Genomic DNA, 17,637 nt, shown 5'->3' with positions numbered 1-17,637 from the left:
CGCCGGCGCCGACCGGCCAAAAGTCGGTCAGAAACGGAAAAGGCCCGGACATCCTCCCCCGGGCCTTTTTCATTTTGTATTATGCTGCACATTGAGGCCGAAACAGCCTTGCAATATGTGCCGATAATCCGTAAGTGACGCGTCGTCCGACTACGGTATGCAGTTGTAGCTCAGCTGGTTAGAGCGCTGGTTTGTGGCACCAGAGGTCGGTGGTTCGAACCCACCCAACTGTACCATCCCCCGATTTTTCTAGAACAAACTGCCTTGGTTGCCCGTATCCGTGCCTGTTTTGGCGCGCGGCTTCGGGGCAATTGGCTTGTCTTCGCCGCTCGTGGCGATCGCATCGGCCTTGCCATCCGCAAACTGCAGGGCGAGTCGCTGGCCAGCGGAGATATCGCGTGCCTGCTTGATGATGCTGCCTTCAGAATCCAACACCAGCGCAAAGCCACGTGTCAGCACGGCCTGATGCGACAAGGTGCCGAGCAGGCGCTCGCACTGGCCAAGCTGGCGATGCAGCCGCTCGAATCGCATCAGGAATGCCTGATCCTTGCGGCGGGCAAAGAGCGAGAGGCGTTCGCGCAGGGCAAGCGCACGGCGGGCAACCGGCTCGACAGTGACGCGGCGGCCTGCACGCTCCAGATGCGCGCGCTGGGTGCGAAGGGTCGCGCGCAGGGCTGATTCGATCCGGCTTTCGCAGGCGCCGACGGTGCGGCGCGCTTCGCCAAAACGGCGCAACAGCGTTGCGGGCGTCAGGCGCAGCGATTCGTAGCGCGCGCGCTTGGCCTGTGTGCTGACATCCAGCGCACGCGCCAATCGGCTTGAGACTTCGTCGAGATCGCGGCGGGATTTGGCGAATAGCTGATCGGGCGAGGGCAGCACGCGCGCGGCGGCGCGAAGCGCTGTGCGCTTGCGGTCGATGAGGCGCGACAGGCCGCCGCTATGCCGAGCGCCGAAATTTGCGATTGCGGCTTCAAGCTCCGCTTTGACGGGTACGGCCATTTCCGCCGCGCCGGTCGGCGTGGGCGCGCGGACGTCTGCGGCGTAGTCGATCAGCGTCCAGTCCGTTTCGTGGCCAACCGCGGAAATAACGGGAATGGCGGAGTGCGCAACCGCGCGGGCAAGCGCTTCGTCGTTGAAGCCCCAAAGGTCTTCGAGGCTGCCGCCGCCGCGCGCAACAATCAGCACATCGGGCCGAGGAATGGAACCGTCGCTGTCGATGGCGTTGAAGCCTTCCACTGCGGCGGTGACTTCCGCGCCCGCCGTTTCGCCCTGAACGCGGACAGGCCAGAGTATGACATGCAGCGGATAGCGGTCGCTGATGCGGTGAAGGATGTCGCGGATAACTGCGCCGGTCGGCGAGGTGATCACGCCGATGACGCGCGGCATGAAGGGCAGGGGACGCTTGCGCGCGCTGTCGAACAGACCTTCCGCCTGAAGCCTGCGCTTGCGCTCTTCCAGCAGCGCCATCAGCGCGCCCGCGCCTGCCGGTTCGAGATTTTCGATGACGATCTGGTATTTTGAAGAGCCGGGATAGGTCGTCAGCTTGCCAGAGGCGATGACCTCCATGCCTTCTTCGGGACGAAATTTCAGCCGGCCCATCGTACCGCGCCAGATGACCGCTTCGATGCGCGAGCGGTCGTCTTTCAGCGCGAAATAGGCGTGACCGGAAGAATGCGGCCCACGATAGCCGGAGATTTCGCCGCGCACGCGCACATTGCCGAAAGCATCTTCCACCACACGCTTCAGCGCGCCGGAAATTTCCGAGACGGTGTACTCGCTCGCATTGGACGGAGAATCGTTTTCGAAGAACTCGCTCATGAGACGATGAGTGAGATTTTTGATGAACAGGTCAAGTTGCCCGCAGGCAGGTGAGGGACAGCGCGGACGTTGGGGTATTCGCGCCAATGCCTCTTCCATTTTAGCAAGTTACGGAATAAGGCTGCAATTGGAAAAGGCCTTAGCCAATTCCGGGATGTAACGATCCCTACCTCAAGCGGTCTGTGTCGTGCGAAAACGACACGTCTTCGGTTTCGCCGGGGAGGCCACGGCCATGTCCAGAGCTTCGGCTTAAAAGCCGTGGCAGCCGTCTTGAGGCGGTTTGTTACCTCCCCGGTCACCAGAGGGGCAATGGGGCAAATATCGCTCCTCGGTGACCACTCAACTCATGGGGAGTGGAAATGGAAACCTACAGTTTCTGGCAGGATTTTTTCGCGACCTATCGTTCGTCGCCTGACGCGATCAAAGCGCTATGGCTTATCGTGCCACCGACATTTGCAGTTGCCCTTGCGCGGGTGGTGCTGAGCGCTTTTCACGACGCGCCAGAGTCAAATATCACTGTGGAATTTGAAAGCAGGGACCAACCCGTTCAAAGCCGGGAGAACGATGAAGTTCTGATATTTGCGGGTGGGCGACTGCTTGACCGTTTTGAGGTTCCGCACAAATCCGTGCCGGTACATAAATAATGCCCCATGCGGCCTCTGCCCCTCACCCTTACCTTCTCCCGCAAACGGGGAGAAGGAAGATGTCGTCTGCGCAGGCTCCAACTCACCACGCCGTTGTGATTTGCTTGGTGCGGCGGGCGCGGGCAGTGGCGTAGGCGGCGAAGTCGATGGCGCCAGCCTCGTCGGCCAGTGGAACAGAAATGTTGTCGAGACTTTCCGCAATGTGCTGCGCCAGCGCTTCGACAAGTGCGGGATGCTCGGTCTTGCCGCGCATGATACCGATCTTGCACTCCGGCAGCGTGCCGAAGCCATCGGCCTCCGTCAGGACACGCATACCGGGACGCAGCGCGCATTCGGCAAGGACCGACACCGCCAGACCAGACAGAACGGCAGCGGTTATGACCGTAGCTGAAAAGCTGGTGAACAATACGCGATAGTCGCGGCCCATCTGCTCCAGGACGTCGGTGCCGGCCAACCGCCAGATGCAGTTCGGGCGACCGAACGCCACCGGCAGCGGCGTTTCCTCATGGACGTTGTGGTTTGCAGAAGTGACCCAAAGCAAAGGTTCGGTGCGGACGATCTCCGACGGCCCTTTTTCCTCGTTGTGCGTGACAAGCGCGATGTCGAGCGTGCCGTTGCGAATATGCTCGCGTAGCCCCGGCGTGGGTTCGCAAATGACAGACATTTCAACCCGCGGATTGGAGCGCGAAAACCGGGCCATGATTTCAGGAAGGAAGCGGTCGGCATAATCATCCGGTGTGCCGATGCGAATGTGGCCCTCAAGGCTGGCATCGTCGAAGGCCGCGAGAATTTCGCGATTGAGCCGGATCATGCGGCGCGCATAGTTCAAAAGTTTTTCGCCATCCTCGGTCAGCCTGTTGGTGCGGCCATCCTTTTCGAACAACGGCTTGCCGATGCGTTCTTCAAGGCGGCGCATCTGCATGGAAACCGCAGATTGCGTGCGATGCACCTCCGCAGCCGTGCGGGTGAAGCTGCCCGTGTCGGCGATCGTGACGAATGTATGCAACTGGTCCAGATCAAGCGGCGCGTGCATGGTGCAATCCATCATTTGAGTTGATGACATACATTAAAAACATTCGTTGGATAAATCAATCCGACCATGCGAGAAGAGCGATGTTCAACACAGGTTTGCGCGATTTGGCCGCAGACCGCGGGTGCTTTTGCTCGCGGATGGGAATCGCGCGCGCCTGAAAGGAGATAAGGCCATGACGACGCTTGATTTTGACGCCACCTCAATGCGCAGCGTTACGCGCGAGGCAGTAGCGCTGCGCGCCGCAAAATGGATCGCCTCCGCCTACAATAGCTGGCAAAACCGCCGGGCCTTCTATCGGCTGGGCGAATTGTCGGACACCGAATTGCACGACATCGGGCTTACACGCGGCGATCTATCGGTCGCAGTGGCAGTCGGAAGCGACCCGACGCGCACGCTTGGTGCTATCGCAAGCTCTCGTCGCGAGCTGGTGGAACCATTTTCTGCGGCGCGTGTTTAAGGAGCGCAGGCGTCGAAGCTGTCCCCGCTCGATATAGCCGGATCCCCTCCCGGCGCAGCCTGCCATATTGCCCGATCTCCTGTGGAGGTCGGGCATTTTTATTACCGGTAACGGTCAAGGCCGCGGCGATACTGCTCGAAAATATTGCCGATGCCTTTCTGATAGTCGTCGCTCATCTGCTTACCGGGCTCGACCATTTTGCCGAAAATATCCTCGAGCGGGTTGTTTGAGCGGGTCGTGGTCGGCCGCGGCGTAGGCTGCGAATCCGCGTCCGGCTGTTGCCCCTGCAGAATTTGACCGAGAATGTCGCCCCACGGATTGTTGCTTGACGAATCCGGGGTCGGTTGGGGAGCTGACCTGCGCGTTCGCGGATTGGTTTGGGGCTGACTGTTCTGAGGTTGGCCGCCGCGCAAAATCTGGCCGAGGATCTCACCAAGCGGATTGTTGCCGAGCGGATTGTTCGTCTGGGTGTCGCGCCCTCCGGGCGTCTGGCTCTGCGCGCCGCCCAGAATCTCCTCCAGCATTTTGCCGAAGGGATTGTCGCCGCCTTGTGTCTGCTGCGGCTGCGGGGTCGAGCGCGGCTGTGCGCCGCCCTGCCGCATCATCTGGTCGATCAGATCGCCAAGCGGATTATTGGAACTGCCGAAGCCGCCTGCCGCCATCTGGTTGTTGGTTTGCTGGGCCATGCCGCCCATCAGCATGGTCGCGATGGCGGGAAGCATCTGCTTCAAAATTTGCGAGCCGATGCCGGTTGCCTGGGAAGCCTGTTCCGCAACAGCGCGCGACACATCTTTGGAGCCGAACAGATGGCCGAGAATGCCGTTGCCTTCAGCCATGCCCTGCGGGGTGAAAGCACTTGCAGCGTCTTCGAAATAACCGGCGTGCTGGCCGGACGAGAGCGCCGACAGGAACGAGCCGAGATTGTATGGGTCGGCGGCATTCTGCTTCAAACCCTGACTGAATGCGGGGAGCAGGGCGTTCACAGCTTCCTGCGCTTGCTGTGGCGAAAGATTGAACTGCCGTGCCAACATTTCAACGCCATTGCCGCCCTGCGCACTGGACAGGATGTCGGATAGGTTCATGTCAGTAACTCCTCACAACAGGCATGCAGTCTACCCAATCATTGTCAGGAATGAAGCGGATTTATGCGGTCAGGATGCGCGAAATTCGCGCACCGAAAAGGTTGATGACCAAACCGGCTATGACGAGTGCGGCAGCACCGAATTTCCACGACTCCATCGGCTCGCCAAGAAGTGCTGCGGAGCCGAGAAAGCCGAAAACCGGGACGAGCAGGGTGAAGGGCGCGACAGTTGCAACCGGATAACGCCCAAGCAGCCACGACCACGCAGCAAATCCGAAAAGCGTGGAGATATAGACGATATAGGCGATGGAGCCTGCGGACACCCAATCGATATGCGTGAAGCTGCGGACGAACGCCTGTGGCTCAAGCAGAAGCGCGACGGCCAACAGTGGCGGCACCGCAAACAGGCTGCCCCAACAGACAAGGCCGAGCATATCTTCCGAGCCGTAGCGGTTTGAGATGATGCGCGAGACGATGTTGCCCGCGCCCCAAGCCGCCGCTGCGCAGATGAGCAGGATTAGACCCTCGATTGAAATATCGCCACCGACGTGAATGGCAACCACACCGATGCCGGAAAAGGCGACGAGCGCGCCGAGTGCCTGCCAGATCGTTGGGCGCTCACCCAGCAGCGGGATGGAAAGGCCGATTGTGAAAAACACCTGCAATTGCAGAATTAGTGAGGAAAGCCCAGCGCTCATGCCAATCTGCATACCCGTGAACAACAGGCCGAATTGCAACGCGAAAATGAACAGGCTGTAGATGACGATTAGCCTGAGCGGCGCTTTTGGCCGTCGCACGAAGAATATCCACGGAAAGGCCGCAAGCGTGAAGCGTGCCACGCCAAGCGCCAGCGGCGAAACCTGCCGCAGGCCGAGCTTGATGATTGCGAAATTAACGCCCCAGAAGAAGACAATCGTGAGGGCGAGAAGAAGGTGACGCGGCTGCATGAAACCGGCTTATCAGCAGATGCTGCTAATAGGCATATTCCATAAAGACGGGTTCGATGGAGCCACCCCAACGCGTGTGATAGGCGTTCAGCATTTCTTCCGCGCTCGTGGTGCCGCGGGCAACGACCTCATCCAGCGTTGAGAGGAAATGCGTTTCGTCGAAACCATCGCGGTTTGTGCGGTTGCGGCGCTTGAGGCCAGCGCGCGAGATCGCGAGCGCTTCCCGCCCCACTTCGCGCAAGGTGCGATTGCGGAACACGGTGGCGATGCCTTCGACCGGAACCGAATTGCGCATGGCGTTGACTTCGTCATAGGTCCAATCGTGGGTCATGGCCTCTGCTTCGTCCAACGCCTCGTCATCGTAAAGCAGGCCGACCCAGAAAGCGGGAAGGGCGCAGATGCGCCGCCACGGACCACCATCGGCACCGCGCATTTCAAGGAAGCGCTTGAGGCGCACGTCGGGGAACAGGGTGGACAGATGATTGGCCCAGTCACCCATTGTGGCGAGGCCATCCGGCACCTCATTGCGCGCGGCCCCGTCCATGAACTGGCGGAAGGTCATGTGCGTCATGTCGTAATAAACGCCGTCGCGAATGACGAAATACATGGGTACGTCGAGCGCCCATTCGACGTAATCCGCGAAGCCAAACTCAGGCGAGAAGCAGAAGGGCAGCAGGCCGGAGCGCTGATTGTCCGTGTCGCGCCAGATGTCGCCGCGCCAGCTTTGCAGGCCGTTCGGCTTGCCGTCGGTGAACGGCGAGTTGGCAAAGAGCGCGGTCGATAGGGGTTGCAGCTTGAGCGACACCTGCATTTTGCGGCGCATATCGGCTTCGGACGAGAAGTCCAGATTCACCTGAATGGTGCAGGTGCGATACATCATATCGAGGCCCTTGGTGCCGACCTTGGGCATGTAGCGCGTCATGATTTCATAGCGCGATTTCGGCATGCGCGGAGTTTCGGCCAGCGTCCATTTCGGGCTGCCGCCAAGGCCGAGAAACCGAATGCCAAGCGGCTCGGCAATCTCGCGGACCTGCGCCAGATGGGCGTTGCCCTCGCGGCAGGTCTGGTGGATGGTTTCCAGCGGTGCGCCGGAAAGCTCGAATTGCCCGCCGGGTTCGAGCGAAATTGCGCCCTGTCCGGTGGGTTCGACCAAGCCGATGATGCGCCCGCTGTCCATGATTGGATCCCAGCCGAGCGTGCGCTGCATACCTTCGAGCAAAGCGCGGATACCCCGGTCGCCGCCGTAAGGAACCGGGGCGTTTCCGTCCGTGTAGAACGGGAATTTCTCGTGCTCCGTGCCGATGCGCCACTTGTCGCGCGGCTTGGAGCCAGCAGAGAGATAAGTCACCAACTCGTCGAGCTTTTCGATCGGCTGGAAATCGGTTGTATCGCGCGCCATGTGAATTTCCGTATCAGAGCGGGTGTGATGGCGAAAGTACGGGCTGCGATCAAGCGAAAAATCCTGATCCAACATGCATCGCTTTTGAACGACTACCAGTCGCCTATGGTTGCCTGAATGACAGCGAGCGCGGCAACGGCTGCGGTGTCGGCACGCAGGATGCGAGGGCCGAGCGGGATTGCCGTCACAAAGGGCAGGGCGCGTAGCAGCTTGCGTTCAGCATCGGAAAAGCCGCCTTCGGGGCCGACAAGCAACGCCAGAGACTTCTCGGTGATCGATTGCAACGCAGCTACGGGGTTGTTGGTCGAGGCGTCCTCATCGCAGAAAATGAGACGTCGCGACGAATCCCAATTTTCAAGAAGGCGGTCCAGTTTGACGGGCTCGGTGACGGTTGGAATAGCGAGAATGCCGCATTGTTCGGCAGCTTCAACGGCGTTTGCCTGCATGCGCTCGACGGACGCCTTGGCGGCCTGCGTGTGTTGCGTAATGACCGGCTGAAGCACGCCCGCGCCCATCTCAACGGCTTTTTGGATCAGGTAATCCAGGCGCCCGGTCTTGAGCGGGGCGAAGCAATACAGCAGGTCGGGATGCGGCGGCTGTGGCCGGGTTTGCTCCGCCGCTTTCAGGCGAAGCGAGCGCTTGGCCCTGGTATCGATGCGAGCGAGCCATTCGCCATCGCGCCCGTTGAAAACGAGCAATTCAGCGCCTTCTTCCATGCGCAACACAGAAGTGAGGTAGTGCGCCTGTTCCGGACTGGCGTCGAAGGTCGAGCCTGAGGCAAGGTCTTGCGGCACATAAAGCCGCTGCATTTTATAGTTTGCACGCATGGGGGAGCAATGCGCGAGCGTCGCTCTAGCGTCAAGGTGCGGTGTCAAGCGGTTGGATGCCAGACGGGACGATACCCGCTGCGTAGCGCCGAAACGATGGCTGGCGGGGTGATGAGCACTGCTGTGAGAGGTGCGGCGACCGGCGCGCCGTAGCCATCGAAGGACCAGATGCGAAAATCGTTGATGCGCTTTGCGAGGTAGCGGCCATCGGCGCTGACAATCGCGCCGGTGGGCAGGTCCAGTATTTGCACCGCGTTTAGCGATTGCGGAGCTTTGCCGGTGGCGAGGCGCTGGCCGTGCAAAATCGCGTCCATTTCGGCAGCTTTGATGGTTGGCAAGCCGTGACCGCGCGCAAAGGCGTTGGCAAAGGCGATTGCTTCGGCGCGACGACATTCGAAGCACGGGCGGTGACCGGCGGCGAGTGCGGTGACTTCATCCGCGAAAAACAGGTTCGTCCACCCCGGCCCGCCGCTGCGCGCATTGCGCCCGAACACGGTGCGCTTACGGTTTTCAAAATCGCATCGGCAGATGATCCACGCTTTCGTTGTCCAGCGGCGACCGTTCAGGCTCTTAGTTTCGGGGTCGTGGATGACGCCGCGATTGCCGGTGAACATGCCGCGCGCGGGCACAGAGTGGATTTCGCCAGCGGGATCGACGCGGTTTTGCAGTGGCATAGCGATTGGCGCTTTCATGATCGTTCCGCATCATGGTAACGCTCGCCCGCCGGGCGGGAAAGGAAGCTATATGCGGGTTTTGGCAGTAGAGAATTACGGCGGTACCGGACTTGGCCAACTCGGCGAAGCGCTGCTCGAGGCCAAGGCAAGTATTGACTATATCCGACCGCATTCGACGGGGGAGCTTCCCGACACTGGACGCGAATATGACGCGATGGTCGTTCTCGGCGGCGGGCAAAACGCGCTGGACGACAGTGGCTCGCCGCATTTTCCCAAGCTGCTCGATATGATTCGAGAATTTGAAAGCGACAACAAGGCAGTGCTGGGAATTTGCCTTGGCAGCCAGTTGATTGCCCGTGCGTTCGGCGGCGACAACAAGATTGGCGGACATAATGAGTTTGGCTGGCAGGATGTGAGCGTGACCGACGCTGCTGCTGCAGACCCGGTGTTTCACGTGCTGCCGGAAATATTTCCGATTTTTCAGTGGCATGACGACAGCTTCACGCTGCCGCCACAGGCGACCTTGCTTGCCACGGGTGCCAAGGTGGCAAACCAGGCCTATCGGGTCGGGCGGGCAGTCTACGCGACGCAGTTTCACTTCGAGGCCGATCGCAAGCTGGTGTCGCAGTGGAACGAGACTTTCGCCGATGCAGTGAACAGGCTCGATCCCGATTGGCTCGCGAAATATCCCGGTTTGGCGAGCGAAAAAGGCCCGCGCGCAGACGCTGCTGGAGCCGCACTTGCTCGCGCCTGGATTGCAACGATCTAGGGCAATCGCGAAATAGTTGCAATTTTAACACTTCGCCTTTTTCTCAATTGGGCGAGGCCGCGGCACAATAGATTTTATCATCCATTGGAGCTAGTGCAGCGTCCGGCAACGGGCGGGGTGCTGCACCCCCTCATCCGACTTTTCGAGCGCGATCACTCGCTGCACGAAACCAAAGCCGGAATGAGGGGGAAAATGCCTTTCGCAGGCTGGAACCCCATTGCTTGAAACGCATTGGTAAGAAGCAGCGTGCTAATCGCTGCGTTGGCAACTGAGTACTGGGGACGGGTACATTGAAAGCGGCGCTTCTTTGTTTCGCGATGCTTGCAGCAATCGCAATCAGCGGCATTGGCATTTATTCTGCCGATGCTTCCAACAACCATGCAGTTGTTGACGGTTACGGCGTAATAGCGCGTTAAAAAAAATCAGATAGCGCGGGCCGCGAAATTCAGATGAGCGCGGGCTGCGAATTGCGCTTTCCTGCGCTTCCGGTGCTCACGTACCCAATGTACGCTCCGCTCCGGTTCTCGAAAATCACAATTCTCGCCTCACGCTGATCTGAATTTGACGTCGGCGCTGATAGCCGTTTCGGGATCGTCCATCCGCGCCACTCTGCAAGGGGTATCTAAAAGCCGTTTCCGATTGTGAGAAACCGCTTCTGCGTTCCGTCCACGACGAGAGCGGTGAGGATACCCGTCTCATAAGCGTGGGTATCGATGTTGACGCGATTGTCCCGAATGTCCGGCTGACCAACCGGCGTGTGACCGTGCACGATAACCTTGGGATGCAGCTCGGCATAAAGCAGGAAATCATTGCGTATCCAGATGAGGTCTTCCGGATCCTGCTTGTCGAGCGGGACGCCGGGACGGACGCCGGCATGGCAAAAGAAGAAATCGCCCGCCAGACAGCCGCGCGGCAAGGTGCGCAAAAACTCGATGTGTTCGGGCGGCACGGCCTGTTGCAACTGGGCTGAGGTTTCAAGAAAGCCGCGATCGCCTTCCTCAATGCCGTGGCGATAGGGACGCTTGAGCGTGACGCCATAGGATTGGGCGGTTTGAATGCCGCCGAACTGCATGAACAGGCCCTTCGGGTCTGGCTTTTCCAGAAAGCCCAGGAAGCCGGTGTCATGGTTTCCCGCAAGCATGATGAAATGCTCGTCGCGGCGCTGGCGGTTGAGAAGTTCGTCAATCACGCCGCGCGAATCCATGCCGCGATCCACATAATCGCCAAGCAGGATAATGCGCCAGTCAGCCGGCCGGTCGATGGCGAGTTCGGCTTCGATGCGCGCCAGCATGGCTTGCAGTAGGTCTGCGCGACCGTGCACATCGCCGATGGCATAGAGCCGCACTCCCGCCGGTGCAGCCGCCTCGCTGTAGCTTACGCCCTTGACTGACAATACAAAGCTCCTTCTTGCTTTTCAGACATAGTGTTACGCGATCGGATTGGCCAGAATTGGTTTGCCGCGAACGCGGTTGGAAGAATTCAACTTTTCGGATGATCAGCCTTGATGCCTGGCAAAGATACAGAGGATCGACTGGCGGGAACGGTGCTGGGTTTTCCAGCCCATGCCGAGCGCGCGATTGCGCTGGGCGAGGTGCATGCGCGCCCATATCCGCTGATCGACGCGCCGCGCGTGTTGATACAGCTGGCGTTTGCCACGGAAGGCCGCGGCAATATCGATCTGGCCGTGCTGGGTGCGCTTTCGCGCAGGCTGGGGATCGCCGCGCCCGACGCAGAGGCCAGACACCATGCGATGAAATGGGGAAAGGGCAGTGTGCGCTGGGAGCGGCACACGGAATTTTCCACCTACCTCTGGGAAGGTCCGTTGCCGGGCAACGGCAAGGCTGCGGAAGATTCGCCATTCGGCAACGGCTTCACGCCGCCGGGGCCGGTAATTTCCGGCATCAGGCTGGAAATTAGAAAGTGGACCGCCGCAAGCGAGCGGCTGGTGCAGACCTTCGACCCGACGAGCTTGTGTTATTCCGTGATCGAGGACGGCAATGCGGCGATTATCTCCGATTTCAGGCAGGACGGCGACGGGCTGACGCGCATATTGATGCTGGACAAGGGTATGTCGCCCGCCAGAAACGGCGCGGTTTCGCAGCGCGTTATCGACATCGAGACGTATAGGACGCTCGCGATGCTTGGCCTGCCGCTGGCGCAAGCGCTTTCGGCACGCGTGGGCCGCATCGAAAACAGCCTTGCGCAGATAACGCAGGAAATGACCAATGCCGAGCGCGACGAGCAAAAGCTGCTGACGGTGCTGACCGGGCTGGCGGCAGAGCTTGAGGCGGATGCGGCGGCAAGCCTCTACCGGTTGGGCGCGAGCCGCGCCTATGACGGGATCGTTCATGAAAGACTGGATGCGCTGCGCGAACATCCTGTTTCCGGCTATAATACGTGGCGAGGCTTTATCCAGCGGCGCATGGCGCCCGCGATGCGTACTTGCCGGTCGGTCGAGGAGCGGCAGGCCAACCTCTCGCGCAAGCTGACGCGCGCGACGACGCTTTTGCGCACATGGATCGATGTGGAAGTGGAGAAGCAGAACCGCGACGTGCTGGCCTCGATGAACAATCGCGCGCGGCTGCAACTGCGCTTGCAGCAGACGGTCGAAGGCTTGTCTGTCGCGGCGGTGTCTTATTACGTGGTTGGGTTGATCGGGTATCTGGCCAAAGGCACGGGCATATTCGGGATACATTTGCAGCCGGAATATGTGACCGCTGCCGCCGTGCCGGTTGCGATTATTGCTGTGTGGTGGGCGGTGCGGCGCATTCGGAATTCGCATTCGGAAACGCATACTAAATGAGGTTTGCGCGAGCGGCCCGCCGGTCGCTATAAACACTGCGGGAGGAGCGCCTATGACCGGTCTGGTCATGCCGAAAGCCGATGAAAAAACAATGGCCCGCCGCGCGGAGATCGTGGCGGCGATGCGCGCCATTGTGCCGGGCGAAGGCGTTGTCGAGACGGTGAACGAAATGCGCGCATTCGAGACGGATGCGCTGACGGCCTATCGCCAATTGCCGCTGGTCGTCGTGCTGCCGGAAACGGTCGATCAGGTGGCGCGTATCTTGCGCTACTGCAACGAGAATGGCGTGCGGGTGGTGCCGCGCGGATCGGGTACCTCGCTTTCGGGCGGGTCGCTGCCGCTGGCCGATGCGGTGTTGCTGGTGATGAGCCGGTTCAACCGCATTCTGGAAATCGATTTTCCGAACAGAGTTGTGGTGGCGCAACCGGGCGTGACCAATCTGGGTATCACGACTGCTGTGGAGCAAGACGGGTTTTATTATGCGCCTGATCCTTCGTCGCAGATTGCGTGTTCGATTGGCGGCAATGTCGCGGAAAATTCGGGCGGTGTGCACTGCCTGAAATACGGGCTGACAGCCAACAATGTGCTCGGCCTCGAAATGGTGCTGGTCAATGGCGACGTGGTGCGGCTGGGCGGCAAGCATCTGGACTCGGAAGGCTATGATTTGCTTGGCCTGATGACAGGTTCCGAGGGATTGCTGGGTGTGGTGACGGAAGTCACGGTTCGCATTTTGAAGAAGCCGGAGACGGCGCGCGCGGTGCTGATCGGATTCCCGACGAGCGAGCAAGGCGGTCAGTGCGTGGCCGATATTATCGGCGCGGGGATCATTCCCGGCGGCATGGAAATGATGGACCGGCCCGCCATCAAGGCGGCAGAAGATTTTGTGCAGGTGGGCTATCCGCTGGACGTGGAGGCGCTGCTGATCGTTGAACTCGACGGCCCGCCGGCGGAGGTGGATCACCTGATCGCAGAGGTGGAGCGCATAGCTCAGGCGAACGGCTCCACCACATGCCGGATTTCCGGTTCGGATGCGGAACGGCTGTCGTTCTGGGCGGGGCGCAAGGCGGCGTTTCCGGCGGTCGGGCGCATTTCGCCGGATTACCTTTGCATGGACGGCACGATACCGCGCAAGGAACTGCCGCGCGTGCTGGCCGGTATGCGCGAACTTTCGGAAAAGCACGGGCTGCGCGTGGCGAATGTTTTCCATGCGGGCGACGGCAATTTGCACCCGCTGATCCTTTATGACGCAAACAACCCCGGCGAATTGGCTGCGGCGGAAGAGTTTGGCGCGGATATTTTGCGGCTTTGTGTAAAGGTCGGCGGCGTGCTGACCGGCGAGCACGGCGTTGGCGTCGAGAAGCGCGACCTGATGCCGGAGATGTTCACCGAGGCAGATCTGGACCAGCAAATGCGCATCAAATGCGCGTTCGATCCAAACCATCTGCTCAATCCGGGTAAGGTGTTTCCGCAATTGCGGCGCTGCGCCGAACTTGGCCGGATGCATGTGCATCAGGGCAAGATGCCATTTCCAGACATTCCAAGGTTTTAGAGCGTTTCATGACCGATTTTACGCCGACAACGCCGGAAGAGGTGCTGTCTGTTGTCCAATGGGCGGCAGCGGAGCAAGCGCCTTTGGAGGTGGTGGGGCAGGGGTCGAAGCGTGGCATTGGACGCCCTGCGCAAACGGAGCACACGCTGAGCCTTTCGCGGTTGTCCGGCGTGACGCTATACGAGCCTGCGGAACTGGTGCTGACCGCGCGCGCGGGAACGCCGATTGCGGAAATCGAAAAGCTTTTGGCCGACTACAACCAGCAACTTGATTTCGAGCCGCTGGATTATGGCCCGCTGCATGGGCAGGCGGCTGGCGCGGGAACAATCGGGGGCGTTCTGGCGGCAAACCTCTCCGGTCCGCGCAGGCTGAAAGCGGGCGCTGCGCGCGATCATATTCTTGGCATCAACGCGGTTTCCGGGCGTGGCGAAGCTTTCAAGGCAGGGGGGAGAGTCGTGAAAAACGTGACCGGCTATGATGTGTCCAAGGCGATGGCAGGGTCATGGGGAACGCTGGCGGTCTGTACGGATGTGACGTTCAAGGTGCTGCCGGTCGCGGAGACGGAAACGACGCTCGCCATTCGCGGATTGCTGGACGATCAGGCTGCCGCGGCGATGGCGCTCGCGATGGGTTCCAGCGCGGAGGTTTCGAGCGCGGCGCATGTGCCGGAAGGCGTTGCGATTTCGGTTGTGGGTGGAGCGCTGGGGTCTGATGCGGCGACGCTGCTGCGGCTGGAAGGATTTCCGCCCTCCATCGCCTACAGGCTCAATCTCCTGCAGGACATGCTCAAGAATGCGGGCGAATTGCAGGTGTTGCTGGGCGACAAATCGAAAGCTGTCTGGCGCGATCTGCGCGATTGCATTCCGTTCGCAGATGGAACGCACAAGCCGGTCTGGCGGGTGTCCATGCAGCCTTCCGAAGCCCACAGGATGACGCTGGATTTGCGACAGAATGTTCCGGCCAGTGCATTCTACGATTGGCAGGGCGGGCTGGTGTGGCTGCGCATGGAACACGGCGAGCCGGAAGCTGAACGCGTGCGGGCGCTGGTGCGGGCGCATGGCGGCGGACATGCTACGCTGGTGCGAGCCAACGCTGCGGTGCGCGCGGCGGTGCCGGTGTTCGCGCCGCAACCGCCTGCTTTACGCGCATTGGCGGAACGGCTGAAAGCGTCGTTTGACCCGCACAATATTCTCAATCCCGGACGTATGGCGGGCTGACGATGCAAACCAATTTCCTGCCCGAACAACTTGCCGATCCACATGTCGCGGAGTCCGAAAAGATATTGCGCAAATGCGTGCATTGCGGATTTTGCACGGCGACCTGCCCAACCTATGTGACGCTCGGCAACGAACTCGATAGCCCGCGCGGGCGCATTTATCTCATCAAGGATATGCTGGAAAACGGGAGGCCCGCGGACGAGGAAATCGTGCGGCATATCGACCGTTGCCTGTCATGTCTGGCGTGCATGACGACGTGCCCTTCCGGCGTGAACTACATGCATCTGGTCGACCATGCGCGCGCGCATATCGAGCAAACCTATCGTCGCCCGTTTGTGGACCGGATGATCCGCGCGACGCTGGCGAAAGTGCTGCCCTATCCGGCGCGTTTTCGCGCTGCGCTGAAACTGGCGGGACTAGGCAGGCCATTCGCGGGGCTTTTCAAGAAAAACAAGGCGCTGCAGCCGCTTGCGGCGATGCTGGAACTTGCACCGCGCTCTTTGCCGAAGGCGGGGCAAGAATCGATCATGCTTAAGGGCAAGGCGCGCGGGCGCGTAGCGATGCTGAAAGGTTGCGCGCAGCCGGTGCTGAATCCCGGCATAAATGAAGCGGCGACATCGCTGCTGACGCGGCTTGGAATTGAGATTGTGGACGCACCCGGTGAGGGTTGCTGCGGCGCGCTGGTGCATCATATGGGTCGCGAGGAAGAGTCGCTCGTTCAGGCGCGGCGCAATGTCGATGCGTGGACGCGATTGATCGACAATGGCGGGCTGGATGCGATTGTCATCACGGCATCGGGATGCGGCACGACGATCAAGGACTACGGCTTCATGCTGCGGCTCGATCCAGCCTATGCGGAGAAGGCAGCGCGGGTTTCTGCGCTGGCGAAGGACATCACAGAATATCTGACAGTGCTGGAATTGCCCGAACCGGTGGTGAAGCCGGGGCTGGCGGTGGCGTATCATTCGGCCTGTTCGATGCAGCACGGTCAGAAACTGACGCGCCAGCCGAAGGATCTGCTGACGCGCGCCGGGTTTGTGGTGAAGGAACCGCGCGAGGGGCATCTGTGCTGCGGATCGGCCGGAACCTACAACATCATGCAGCCGGAGATTTCCGCAAAGCTGCGCGACCGCAAGGTGAAGAATATCGCGGCGACAGGCGCCGATGTGGTCGCGACGGGGAATATCGGCTGCATGACGCAGATTGCCAACCGCGCCGGCATGCCAATCGTCCACACCGTCGCCCTGCTGGACTGGGCCTATGGCGGGGAACGACCCGCGGGGGTTTGAGTAGACCGCGAATTCTGACGTTACCCCGTGCGTTCCGGCGTCATCCTTGGGACAAGCCAGAGGATGACGGGCTGCGAAGTTGCGGTCTTCCCTGCGATGTTGAGGCGAGCGGTCGGAACCATAGCGGAGGGCGCGGTGGTGCCGGCAGGCGAACCAGGGGTGAATCAGCGCCGCAAAACAAAAAAAAAGCGGCGCGCCCCTCGTCGCGCCGCTCTTTTTCGACGGTTGCCACCTGAAACGGCAGCCCGTCCCCCGAACTTTACATCACGACGACTTTTGCGCCGACCCTGACCATCTCGTACAACTCCATGACATCCTGATTGCGCATGCGGATGCAGCCGGATGATGCGTTTGTGCCGACGGTCCAAGGCGCGTTCGTGCCGTGGATGCGATAGAGCGTGCTGCCAAGGTAAAGCGCGCGCGCCCCGAGCGGATTGGCCTCGCCTCCGGCCATGTAGGTTGGCAGGATGCGGCCCTTCTTGCGCTCACGCTCGATCATCGATGATGGCGGACGCCACTCCGGCCACTCGGCCTTGCGGGTGACGTTCTCCACGCCCTTCCAACCCATGCCCTCCTTGCCGACGCCGACGCCATAACGACGCGCCTTGCCGCCTTCCTGAACCAGATAGAGATATTTGGAGGCCGAATCGATAATGATGGTGCCGGGCTTGTGGCTGGTTTGATATTCAACAGAAGCAGGCAGGAATTTCGGGTCCATCTGCGGCTGAATCTGCGTTTGCGCAGGCCGCGCGACCGACGATGTGATGACCGAAACGTCAGCGTTGGTTGGCTGCACCAGCACGAGGCCCGGAACCGACGAGCGGCGCATGGTGAGGCCCTGCTGGCCCTGTTGCACCTGAACATTGGTGGGCGCACGGCGCCGGACGACTTTGCCCGGCTGCTGGCCGAGCTGCATGACCCACGGCGCTGAAAGGTCTGGGCTGACCACGACCGGTGGCGGCTGGCGGTAGCGATCCTGTGCGGAAAGTGGCGACGTTTGGAGCGCCAGCAAACTGGCGGCGGTAAGCAGACAGGCGGACAATCTCATAAGAATGCTCTCGACAAATATATGGATCGCGCCCCTCCGGCAGCGATCAGCGAGGGTATTTTGTTCGGACGTCACAACTGAA

The 17,637-nt window shown here is 60.6% G+C and carries 16 protein-coding genes and 1 tRNA gene; 8 read left to right on the top strand and 9 right to left on the bottom strand.

Features of this window, described 5'->3' with window-relative positions; translation table 11 throughout:
• The first annotated feature begins 159 nt into the window (after positions 1–159).
• A tRNA-His gene (locus DY251_RS12825) sits at positions 160–236 on the top strand.
• Positions 237–249: 13 nt separating this feature from the next.
• On the opposite strand, the gene xseA is transcribed toward DY251_RS12825, so the two are convergent.
• Entirely contained in the window at positions 250–1,818 is a 1,569-nt protein-coding gene (gene xseA, locus DY251_RS12820) for an exodeoxyribonuclease VII large subunit (protein WP_116624307.1), read from the bottom strand.
• A gap of 359 nt (positions 1,819–2,177) precedes the next feature.
• Between xseA and DY251_RS12815 the strand changes: the two genes are divergently transcribed.
• Positions 2,178–2,462 (top strand): hypothetical protein, encoded by a 285-nt coding sequence (locus DY251_RS12815; protein WP_137113774.1) that lies wholly within the window; start codon positions 2,178–2,180, stop codon positions 2,460–2,462.
• Between the two features lie 82 nt (positions 2,463–2,544).
• On the opposite strand, the gene DY251_RS12810 is transcribed toward DY251_RS12815, so the two are convergent.
• The gene (locus DY251_RS12810) at positions 2,545–3,495 is read right to left on the bottom strand and encodes a LysR substrate-binding domain-containing protein (protein WP_116624435.1); all 951 of its coding nucleotides are present in this window, start codon (positions 3,493–3,495) and stop codon (positions 2,545–2,547) included.
• 172 nt (positions 3,496–3,667) lie between these two features.
• Between DY251_RS12810 and DY251_RS12805 the strand changes: the two genes are divergently transcribed.
• Positions 3,668–3,952 carry a DUF1127 domain-containing protein gene (locus DY251_RS12805; protein WP_116624434.1) on the top strand — a complete coding sequence of 95 codons (285 nt, stop codon included), beginning with the start codon at positions 3,668–3,670 and terminating at the stop codon, positions 3,950–3,952.
• 101 nt (positions 3,953–4,053) lie between these two features.
• Here the strand turns inward: DY251_RS12805 and DY251_RS12800 are convergent, their stop codons facing one another.
• The 5 genes from DY251_RS12800 to DY251_RS12780 all read right to left on the bottom strand — a co-directional run bounded on the left by DY251_RS12800 (position 4,054) and on the right by DY251_RS12780 (position 8,898).
• Positions 4,054–5,034 carry a DUF937 domain-containing protein gene (locus DY251_RS12800; protein ID WP_116624305.1) on the bottom strand — a complete coding sequence of 327 codons (981 nt, stop codon included), beginning with the start codon at positions 5,032–5,034 and terminating at the stop codon, positions 4,054–4,056.
• 61 nt (positions 5,035–5,095) lie between these two features.
• A complete protein-coding gene (locus tag DY251_RS12795) occupies positions 5,096–5,980 on the bottom strand; it encodes an EamA family transporter (protein ID WP_116624304.1) in 885 nt (294 codons plus the stop codon).
• 25 nt (positions 5,981–6,005) lie between these two features.
• A complete protein-coding gene (locus DY251_RS12790) occupies positions 6,006–7,379 on the bottom strand; it encodes a glutamate--cysteine ligase (RefSeq protein WP_116624433.1) in 1,374 nt (457 codons plus the stop codon).
• A 92-nt stretch (positions 7,380–7,471) separates the two neighbouring features.
• Positions 7,472–8,206 carry a 16S rRNA (uracil(1498)-N(3))-methyltransferase gene (locus DY251_RS12785; protein ID WP_116624303.1) on the bottom strand — a complete coding sequence of 245 codons (735 nt, stop codon included), beginning with the start codon at positions 8,204–8,206 and terminating at the stop codon, positions 7,472–7,474.
• A gap of 44 nt (positions 8,207–8,250) precedes the next feature.
• Positions 8,251–8,898, bottom strand: a complete 648-nt coding sequence (locus DY251_RS12780; RefSeq protein ID WP_245415950.1) for a hypothetical protein — start codon at positions 8,896–8,898, stop codon at positions 8,251–8,253.
• A gap of 52 nt (positions 8,899–8,950) precedes the next feature.
• Between DY251_RS12780 and DY251_RS12775 the strand changes: the two genes are divergently transcribed.
• A complete protein-coding gene (locus DY251_RS12775; RefSeq protein ID WP_116624431.1) occupies positions 8,951–9,649 on the top strand; it encodes a type 1 glutamine amidotransferase in 699 nt (232 codons plus the stop codon).
• A gap of 622 nt (positions 9,650–10,271) precedes the next feature.
• Here DY251_RS12775 and DY251_RS12770 read toward each other — a convergent pair.
• Positions 10,272–11,042 (bottom strand): metallophosphoesterase family protein, encoded by a 771-nt coding sequence (locus DY251_RS12770; protein WP_116624302.1) that lies wholly within the window; start codon positions 11,040–11,042, stop codon positions 10,272–10,274.
• Between the two features lie 111 nt (positions 11,043–11,153).
• Here DY251_RS12770 and DY251_RS12765 point away from each other — a divergent pair, with 111 nt between their 5' ends.
• Genes DY251_RS12765 through glcF form a run of 4 tightly spaced genes read left to right on the top strand, consistent with a single transcriptional unit; the run spans position 11,154 to position 16,507 of the window.
• Positions 11,154–12,452, top strand: coding sequence for a DUF3422 family protein (locus tag DY251_RS12765; protein WP_116624301.1), 1,299 nt, complete (start codon positions 11,154–11,156; stop codon positions 12,450–12,452).
• 52 nt (positions 12,453–12,504) lie between these two features.
• On the top strand, positions 12,505–14,001 hold the full coding sequence (locus DY251_RS12760) for an FAD-linked oxidase C-terminal domain-containing protein (RefSeq protein ID WP_116624300.1): 1,497 nt from the start codon (positions 12,505–12,507) through the stop codon (positions 13,999–14,001).
• Between the two features lie 8 nt (positions 14,002–14,009).
• Positions 14,010–15,218, top strand: a complete 1,209-nt coding sequence (gene glcE / locus DY251_RS12755) for a glycolate oxidase subunit GlcE (RefSeq protein ID WP_116624299.1) — start codon at positions 14,010–14,012, stop codon at positions 15,216–15,218.
• A gap of 2 nt (positions 15,219–15,220) precedes the next feature.
• Positions 15,221–16,507 (top strand): glycolate oxidase subunit GlcF, encoded by a 1,287-nt coding sequence (gene glcF / locus DY251_RS12750; protein ID WP_116624298.1) that lies wholly within the window; start codon positions 15,221–15,223, stop codon positions 16,505–16,507.
• Between the two features lie 259 nt (positions 16,508–16,766).
• Here glcF and DY251_RS12745 read toward each other — a convergent pair whose 3' ends face one another.
• Positions 16,767–17,555: a L,D-transpeptidase gene (locus tag DY251_RS12745; RefSeq protein WP_116624297.1), complete on the bottom strand. Its 789-nt coding sequence runs from the start codon at positions 17,553–17,555 to the stop codon at positions 16,767–16,769.
• Positions 17,556–17,637: the final 82 nt, after the last annotated feature.

The organism is Mesorhizobium denitrificans (assembly GCF_003403035.1).
Taxonomy (GTDB): Bacteria; Pseudomonadota; Alphaproteobacteria; order Rhizobiales; family Rhizobiaceae; genus Mesorhizobium_G; species Mesorhizobium_G denitrificans.
This window is presented reverse-complemented; position numbering and strand designations above follow the sequence as displayed.

Coding starts and splice junctions, on each gene's coding strand:
- glcE (WP_116624299.1), top strand. CDS start 14,010: ATGACCGATTTTACGCCGACAACGCCGGAAGAGGTGCTGTCTGTTGTC.
- DY251_RS12785 (WP_116624303.1), bottom strand. CDS start 8,206: ATGCGTGCAAACTATAAAATGCAGCGGCTTTATGTGCCGCAAGACCTT.
- DY251_RS12810 (WP_116624435.1), bottom strand. CDS start 3,495: ATGCACGCGCCGCTTGATCTGGACCAGTTGCATACATTCGTCACGATC.
- glcF (WP_116624298.1), top strand. CDS start 15,221: ATGCAAACCAATTTCCTGCCCGAACAACTTGCCGATCCACATGTCGCG.
- DY251_RS12800 (WP_116624305.1), bottom strand. CDS start 5,034: ATGAACCTATCCGACATCCTGTCCAGTGCGCAGGGCGGCAATGGCGTT.
- DY251_RS12815 (WP_137113774.1), top strand. CDS start 2,178: ATGGAAACCTACAGTTTCTGGCAGGATTTTTTCGCGACCTATCGTTCG.
- DY251_RS12760 (WP_116624300.1), top strand. CDS start 12,505: ATGACCGGTCTGGTCATGCCGAAAGCCGATGAAAAAACAATGGCCCGC.
- DY251_RS12765 (WP_116624301.1), top strand. CDS start 11,154: ATGCCTGGCAAAGATACAGAGGATCGACTGGCGGGAACGGTGCTGGGT.
- DY251_RS12790 (WP_116624433.1), bottom strand. CDS start 7,379: ATGGCGCGCGATACAACCGATTTCCAGCCGATCGAAAAGCTCGACGAG.
- DY251_RS12775 (WP_116624431.1), top strand. CDS start 8,951: ATGCGGGTTTTGGCAGTAGAGAATTACGGCGGTACCGGACTTGGCCAA.
- DY251_RS12780 (WP_245415950.1), bottom strand. CDS start 8,898: ATGAAAGCGCCAATCGCTATGCCACTGCAAAACCGCGTCGATCCCGCT.
- DY251_RS12795 (WP_116624304.1), bottom strand. CDS start 5,980: ATGCAGCCGCGTCACCTTCTTCTCGCCCTCACGATTGTCTTCTTCTGG.
- xseA (WP_116624307.1), bottom strand. CDS start 1,818: ATGAGCGAGTTCTTCGAAAACGATTCTCCGTCCAATGCGAGCGAGTAC.
- DY251_RS12745 (WP_116624297.1), bottom strand. CDS start 17,555: ATGAGATTGTCCGCCTGTCTGCTTACCGCCGCCAGTTTGCTGGCGCTC.
- DY251_RS12805 (WP_116624434.1), top strand. CDS start 3,668: ATGACGACGCTTGATTTTGACGCCACCTCAATGCGCAGCGTTACGCGC.